At 33.3% G+C, this 7,981-nt stretch carries 5 protein-coding genes; all 5 read left to right on the top strand.

What is annotated here, in order from left to right:
- Window positions 1-84 precede the first annotated feature (84 nt).
- The 5 genes from ACR65M_RS25895 (at window position 85) to ACR65M_RS25875 (ending at window position 7,916) form a co-directional block, all read left to right on the top strand.
- Window positions 85-888, top strand: a complete 804-nt coding sequence (locus ACR65M_RS25895; protein WP_440274843.1) for a hypothetical protein — start codon at window positions 85-87, stop codon at window positions 886-888.
- A complete protein-coding gene (locus ACR65M_RS25890) occupies window positions 888-2,099 on the top strand; it encodes a ParB/RepB/Spo0J family partition protein (RefSeq protein ID WP_121445970.1) in 1,212 nt (403 codons plus the stop codon). Before ACR65M_RS25895 ends, ACR65M_RS25890 begins: the two co-directional genes overlap by 1 nt.
- A complete protein-coding gene (locus tag ACR65M_RS25885; protein WP_440274842.1) occupies window positions 2,092-4,644 on the top strand; it encodes an SNF2-related protein in 2,553 nt (850 codons plus the stop codon). Before ACR65M_RS25890 ends, ACR65M_RS25885 begins: the two co-directional genes overlap by 8 nt.
- Window positions 4,645-4,936: 292 nt before the next feature.
- Entirely contained in the window at window positions 4,937-7,225 is a 2,289-nt protein-coding gene (locus ACR65M_RS25880) for a DUF8727 domain-containing protein (RefSeq protein ID WP_440274841.1), read from the top strand.
- On the top strand, window positions 7,197-7,916 hold the full coding sequence (locus ACR65M_RS25875; RefSeq protein ID WP_440274840.1) for a DUF2357 domain-containing protein: 720 nt from the start codon (window positions 7,197-7,199) through the stop codon (window positions 7,914-7,916). The genes ACR65M_RS25880 and ACR65M_RS25875 overlap by 29 nt, the downstream gene beginning before the upstream one ends.
- The last annotated feature ends 65 nt before the right edge of the window (window positions 7,917-7,981 follow it).

Below are 7,981 nucleotides of genomic sequence, written 5' to 3'. Positions count from 1 at the left end.
TGCCATACAGACACACCTCGTTATAGTTGATATATTTATTATAACAATCTGTGTCTACTTTTTAGTCTAGCATCATATATTGAAATGACGGAAGAGGAATATCAACAATTAAAGAGTGTACTCACAAATCCAATATATACAGTAGAAGAATTGAAAAAGGTAGGAAAGTCGATTAGAGAGGACTTTGATGAAAGATTCATCAATAATATGAATTTATCCAAAGTAAACTATCAAATAAAAAGTAATTTTGTGCTTAGTAGTACTTATAATAGTATTGATGAATACTTCCGTACCACTATTTTGTCAGAGGATTACTTTACCAACGAACATTTAGATGTTTATAAGACACAATCCTTTAAAGCTGTACTCTATAATTTAGAGAAAACCTTTGAGATTTTTACAATTGAGAAGGACGTATATATCACTTTTAAGAAGTTGAAAGAGGCTGGAATAACACTAGATGTAATTTTGGATTATAAGCACTCATTATTGAATTTTATTGAGGAAGATGACAGGTTCTTCACACTATATACGGTAAGGGAAGAAGGGTTTGAACATTATTTAGATAGCTTGGGCTTTTCAGACATATTCTACGAACGGTTAATCTTTGCATTTGAAGAATTTAGAGGAACTCAAGTATCAAATACGTATATCTTTAGGAAAACTAATTCAGCGGTTTCGCTGCGCGATTTTCTCTATAAGTATGTGTCGACAAAACGCGTGATTAAACTAGAAGATTTAATTGATCAAATAGAGCAAAGCTATAATGTCATCTTAGAATCATCCAAAGCCATTTTTTTACTCAGACAAATGGATGTTTTCTATTCAGAGGAGTTATATAAATTTTATATAGACAAAGAGGATTACTTTGAGGAGGTTTATGAATAATGGGAGATCTAAATTTAATTGAACTAATTGGTAAGGATATAACAAAAACTTCAGGAACTAGAAAATTGACCATTAAAGGGAAAACAGATAACTATGAGGTATATCGAGTCCCTTTAGAATATTTATTTTACAATGAACAAAACGGACGAATTGCTACATATATAAGCAAGTATGAGGATGAGCAAGGTCCGCTAGACATAGAAAATAAAGAGGAATATAACAAAATTGTACATGCGTTTATTGTAGATTCAAATAAAAATGCCTTAAATAAAACAAAAAACAATATTAAATTATTTGGACAACGTTTACCAGGTGTGGTCTTACAAAATGGCCGAATCATTGATGGTAATCGTCGCTTTACTTGCCTCCGTGAACTGCATGCGGAAGAAGGAAAGGATTATTATTTTGAAGCTGTTATTTTGAATACTGAAAAAGGAATATCTCCAAAAGATATAAAACGTTTGGAGTTGAATTTGCAACACGGTGAGGAAAGACCTGTTGACTATAATCCAATTGATAATTTAGTTGATGTCTATAGAGACTTGGTTGAAAAAGAAACCTTTACCATAAAAGAATATGCTCATTCAACGAACAGAAAGGAAAAAGAAGTTGAGAAGCTAAGAGACAAGGCTGTGTTAATGGTTGAATTTCTTCAGTTTATCAATGCAGAAGGAAAGTATTACATTGCACGAGATTTAAATTTAGATGGTCCCTTGCAAGAAGTTATGGTCATTTTGAACCGTACGGGCGAAGATCAGAAGGAGGATGTGAAGAACGCTTTATTTGCTTCCATAGTAACATCCAATAAAGGTGACTTAACAAGATACATTCGTGAAATCGGTAGAGATATTATTAATACCAAAAATGCGGAGGACTTCCTTGATGAATTCGAGGATGTTGTTGAAGAAGTATACGAAACATTACACGAAGAGAAAGTTGTTGACATCACAACAATTAATGAAAAAATTGGTGCGAAAAAGGAATTGAAACAGGAGAGTAATCAAATTATTGAAAAGAAGATTGAAGTAAACCGTATTGATGCAGCTAGAAATAAGCCGGTAGATCTACTGGATCGTTCATTTCAAGCAATGGATTCTATTGATACAACAGCGGTATCTAGAATGGGAGAAGACAATAAAGAGGAATTCAAAGAATTACTCGAAAAAATTCAATCAACTGTGAATCTGCTAAAGGATAAGGTTAATGTTTAAACAAATAGCATTAAAACCGAGCTACTACACAACAGATGGCGATACTGTCGAAGCATTTTATAACCCTGTACTATCTAGTTCCGTTCAGTATGACCGAGTAAGTGGGTACTTCAGTTCTAAGGCTCTAGCTTCTTATGCCAAGGGTCTTAGTGGCTTAATGAGGAATGGTGGTCAATTCCGTTTAATTATTTCACAAGACATTAGTGAAGAAGACTTTGATCTGATTAAGCAAGGTTATACGCTTAGGAGCAGTATAAAGGATGAATTATTAGCGAAGTTAGAAGAACCTCTGACCATAAAAGAAGAGGTAAACTTTTTAAATTTAGCCCATTTAATCGCAACAGGAATAGTTGATATTAAAATTGGATTCAAAAAAAATGGGTTATTTCATTCGAAATTCGGACTATGCACGGATGTGGAAGGAAACGTAATATACTTTACTGGTTCAAATAATGAGACATATGCAGCAATATCTCATAATTATGAGGGGTTTGATATTACAGCATCTTGGTTGGCCTCAGAATTTGATATACAAAAGTTAGTAAAGGCGCAACAAGAGTTTGATTTGTTATGGCATGATAAAGCACAACACAAAAATATCTTTATTAAAGAAATAAATGAAGTCGTAAAGAAAAAAATTATGACGTACGACAAGGGGAGGATTATTGTGGATGCCGATATGTTAACAAAAGACGCTTTAATTTTAACCATTGAGGATAAACAATTAATCCTTCAAGATAACTTGGAATCTTATCGGATTAATCCTGATGACTTTGCCTTAGCAAGAAAATTAAAACCCTATTATGAAGATGTTTATCCTAATTTGCGTTCAGACTTAACTTACATTGATATGCAAAAAGTGATTAAAATTCTTGAGAAGTATGCAAACAAAAAGAAATTCAATTTTGTAGTAAGCCAAAAGCTATTGGAGTATATTGATCAGCATTCATATTGGATTGAAGAGCGCTCACAATACGGATTGTTAATAAAAAATCAAGATTCGCGAGTAATTACTGATTATAAAAAGTTCCAAACAATAGTGACTAAGGAATTGGAGAGGACATTAAGAGATCAGCAAATGTGGAGTGGTTTCTATATGACTCAAATGCAAAAAGCAGCTAATTTCTCTGTACCAGGGGCAGGAAAAACATCAATGGTATATGGTGCTTTTGCTTATCTTAATTCATTAGAAGTCAATAAAGCAAATAAACTTGTCGTGATTGGGCCAAAAAATTCGTTCCTTTCTTGGAAATTAGAATTTAAGGAGAACTTCGGGAAAAAAAAGGAACTTCGTGTACTAGATATCCATGATGAGGAGGGAGCGGAAGTACAGCTCCGCCTTAATGGATCAAATAAGAATTTAATCCTTGTCAATTATGAATCGTTGGGTAAATATGAATCTGCTTTGAGTGACATTATTGATGGGAAGACGATACTTGTTTTTGATGAGGTGCACAAAATTAAGGGAGTTCAGAGTGTACGTGCACAGGTTGCTAAACGTATTGCTGAAAAACCAATCTATAAATTTGTATTAACAGGTACACCCATTCCTAATTCATATCAGGATATTTATAATTTTTTAAACATCCTTTATATGGAAGAATATAAAATGTTCTTTAACTTTCAAATGGGAGAACTTAAGGATCCAGGACCTACTGAAGTAAAGGAAATTAATGAAAAGCTCTATCCTTTCTTTTGGAGAACAAATAAGAAACAACTTGAGGTACCAAAAGCAAATGAAGATATGATTATCAAGTGCCCGATGAACGATGAGGAGCAAGAAATTATTGATTTGCTATATAGAAAATATGGAAATTCACCATTCCATCTATATATACGCCTTATCCAAGCATCAACTAATCCAGAACTGTTATTAAAGACAATAGACTTTATCGAAATGTACGGTGAAGAATATGATGAAGAATGGAATGAGGAATTACAAACGGACACAGTATCGTTTAGCGAGGATGAAGTAAATATTATCCGGAGAGTTTCTGAGTCGACTAAGTTCCATCAGGCTTTACTTCTTACAGAACAATTACATAGAGAAAACAAACAAACGATTATTTGGTGTATGTTTGTAAATACGATTGATAAGGTATATCGGAAACTTACTGCAAAAGGTATCAGAGCAGCTGTTATTTATGGCAGCACACCTCAGAAGGAACGCGACACTATAATTGAAAGTTTTAAAAGAAATGAAATTGAAGTGCTTATTACCAATCCACACACTTTAGCAGAATCAGTTTCACTTCATAAAACTTGTCATGATGCCATATATCTGGAGTATTCCTTCAATCTTACACATATGCTTCAGTCAAGAGATCGTATACATCGATTGGGATTACCAGAAGGACAATATACGCAATATTACTACTTTATGTTAGAAAGTGAAAACGACCAATCGCGAAATACGATTGATGAAAAGATTTATGTGCGACTAAAAGAAAAAGAAGAGAGAATGTTAGAAGCAATTGAAGGAGATGTGTTAACTCCAGAACCGTCTGATGATATTGATGACATTTTAAAGTTATTTGAGTTGTAAGTAAAGTAGGAGGGATGGAAAATTGTCCTTCCTTTTTGAACTGCATTGTATTTTACAAGGAATTTCATAGATTTAAATTGCTGATACTATTCACTCAATATTTATCGGCAAGGGGAATATATAGGGGAATTTGGTAACTTTACTAGAATAGCAGATAAAGAAAGCATATTAATTTATGCTTTTTTTTGATAAGACAAGATTACACAAACAGTATTAGAGTTAAAAGATTTAAAGAAGTTAATAATGATTATTATCATACAAATTAGAAAACAAAGAGGTGACGTATTAGAAAATGACTAGAACTGATATTATAGCATTTAACGAACTTTCCGAAGCTGACTTAAAAATAGATACAACCTATGAGGGAGGTACTAAAGGAAATACAGGTGACGATCCTTTATCAAAGCTAATGGGGTGTGGAAACCAAGGTGGCTTTAGATCTGTAGGTACTCGAAATGGTATCGATACAAAATTGTGTATTCTTTATTCAGACCTATCACACGAAGAATGGCCAGACCGCATTGATACAGAAACAGGAAGATTTTACTTTTATGGAGACAACAGAGTACCTGGACGAGATATTCATAAAACAGCACAAAAGGGTAATCTAATTCTTCATAATTCTTATGAAGAATTAGCAAAAGGTAATCGTAAAAATATACCACCCTTCTTTGTGTTCGTAAAAGGAAAAAAAGGGAGAGATGTTGTTTTTCGGGGTCTTGCAGTACCAGGAGCACCCGACTTACATAACAGTGAGATATTAACGGTGATTACCCATGAAAAAGAAGAAGGAGAAATTAAGAATTACCAAGCTATCTTTACTATACTGGATATTCAATATATTAGCAGATTATGGATTGAGGACTTGCACAATGGAACCCCTTTTACTAAAAATGCTCCAAAACCTTGGATTGAATGGATTAACTCTGGAAAATATCAAGCATTAAAAGGAATCAAGTCAATTGATTCTCATTCTGCATATACAGTCGGTAATCTTAACCCGAAATACTGGCTTTTCAATGTATACTACGCATCGGAACCCAAAGTGTGGAAAAGTTCTAAACATATGGATGTAGCGGCTATGCAATATGAATACGGAAGAGAACACACATCGTCTGTAACAAAGCATATTAATTTAATTAAAAAAATATCGGTTGGAGATTATATTGTTGCGTATTCTGGTAACAAAGGATTTTTGGGATATGGTAAGGTGACAAAACAATTTTATGAGGAAAATGATCCAAGTAAATTCATTCATGCAACTGGTGCACACTGGAAACAACGAGTGGGTGTTAATTGGCAGCAGGCTTTGGATATACCTATAATGTATAAAGGACCAAATTTTATGAAAGATATAGGGTTAAAAGGAAGTCCTGTTATGAGCTCATCTACTATTTTTGAAATAACTTCGACTGGTTTTACGTTTATCCGGAAATTACTAAATGAAATTTATCCAAATAAAGTTATAGAAAAACAATATCCATTGGTAACGCCAAATGAAGTTGTTAATCATATTTTCTCATACATAAAATCAAAAGGTTTTACTTATTCAAAAGAAGAAATTAACAACTTATTTTTAGCTATTAAAACAAAACCCTTTATTATCCTATCAGGTATATCGGGGACAGGGAAAACGAAAATTGTTCAATGGTTAGCTGAAAGTGTTGGGGCAACTGAAGAAAATGGCCAATTTACTTTGATACCGATTCGCCCTGATTGGAACGATGGTTCTGACTTATTAGGTTATGTAGATATAAAGGGTGAATTTAGACCAGGTCCACTCACCAAAGTAATAGAAAATGCAGAAAAAAATCCTGAGAAACCTTATTTTGTTTTACTGGATGAGATGAATCTAGCTAGGGTCGAACACTATTTTAGCGACATCCTAAGTGTAATGGAGAGTCGAAAATGGAAGGACGGTAAGATGATTACAACCATCCTTATTCCGGAACAAACTGCTGGGAGAGATACGAGACTTCCAACAAATCTTTATATTCTTGGAACAGTCAATATGGATGAAACAACACATCCTTTTAGCAAGAAAGTGCTAGATCGTGCGATGACCATTGAGTTTAATCGAGTTGAACTTGCTAATTTATCATTCCTTGATGATTCACATGTTATAGAACCAATAGAAGTGCCGAATAGTCTATTTCAATCGAATTATCTTCATTTGAAAGATTTATATGTAGGTAATGAAGATTTTGTAAAAGAAATAACATATGAATTAGAGAGTATAAATAAAATCTTGCAACCAACCTTAACCCATTTCGGTTACCGTATTCGCGATGAGATTACTTTCTATTTATACTATAACAAGGCTCAAAATTTAATGGATCATGACTATGCATTTGATAATTGTATCCTTCAAAAAATTCTCCCGAGGTTAAATGGTAGTGACCAACGTACGAATAAGATGCTGAGCGATTTGTATCTGTATTGTACTGGCAGGGTTTATACGTATCAAGATGACTACCAATTGGAGATAAAGGAAGCCAAATATCCGAAAAGTGCTGAGAAAATACTAGAGATGATTAGGAGGTTGCAAGAGGATGGCTTCACTTCCTTCTGGATCTCGTAATGATATTGTATTAGTAAAAGTCGACACGAAGGAGTTCTATTTAGTTATTAAAGGTAAGCCGTTTCATTATCAATATGAGGGACTGATTCAGTACAGAAAGATGCATATTCATGATTTGATGGAGTTCTCCTATTCCGGTGATAATGTTAATTCTGTTTTAATTTATGATGTTAATCTAGAAAAACTAACAAATAACATAAATGTAAGACCTATATTTTTTGAGAATGGTGTTTATCAGGTAATTATATATCCCAAAAATAAAAGTCAATTGGAATTTTATCATGAATATCCGTTGTTCCGACAAGCAATAACAGAAGTTGATTTACCAGAAGGTTATCTTTTAATGGGGAATCTACATTTTCAAAATGAAGTAGGTTATTCAACGTTACAAATTCGTCAGGAAGGTCATGTGCTTTTAGAACTAACTTTGGAAATATTCCCAGCTAAACTGGATTATCGAAATGATTACAAGCAGTTGTTAGAAGAAGTAAACGATGAAATCTATAATTTAGCATTCAATTTTATTAGAAAGACATATTTGGGTGCAAGCCTAAAGCTGGATAGAAATCCAAGCCGAGTAGAATTTTATCGGTTGATTTCTGTACATTTTCAGCAGTTTACTCAAGCATTAAATAGAATAGAACGACAGCCACATCATAAGCTGGAAACTACATATATATATAAATGCTAACCTAAGAATGTACAAAAGTGATTGTTTAAATATGTACACTTTTGACGAATTTTCTGCATAATATT

Source organism: Ferdinandcohnia sp. SAFN-114 (assembly GCF_059415045.1).
This window is presented reverse-complemented; position numbering and strand designations above follow the sequence as displayed.

What these genes read in the sequence shown, in the direction of transcription:
- ACR65M_RS25890 (WP_121445970.1), top strand. Translation starts at nt 888, where the DNA reads ATGGGAGATCTAAATTTAATTGAACTAATTGGTAAGGATATAACAAAA.
- ACR65M_RS25875 (WP_440274840.1), top strand. Translation starts at nt 7,197, where the DNA reads ATGGCTTCACTTCCTTCTGGATCTCGTAATGATATTGTATTAGTAAAA.
- ACR65M_RS25895 (WP_440274843.1), top strand. Translation starts at nt 85, where the DNA reads ATGACGGAAGAGGAATATCAACAATTAAAGAGTGTACTCACAAATCCA.
- ACR65M_RS25880 (WP_440274841.1), top strand. Translation starts at nt 4,937, where the DNA reads ATGACTAGAACTGATATTATAGCATTTAACGAACTTTCCGAAGCTGAC.
- ACR65M_RS25885 (WP_440274842.1), top strand. Translation starts at nt 2,092, where the DNA reads ATGTTTAAACAAATAGCATTAAAACCGAGCTACTACACAACAGATGGC.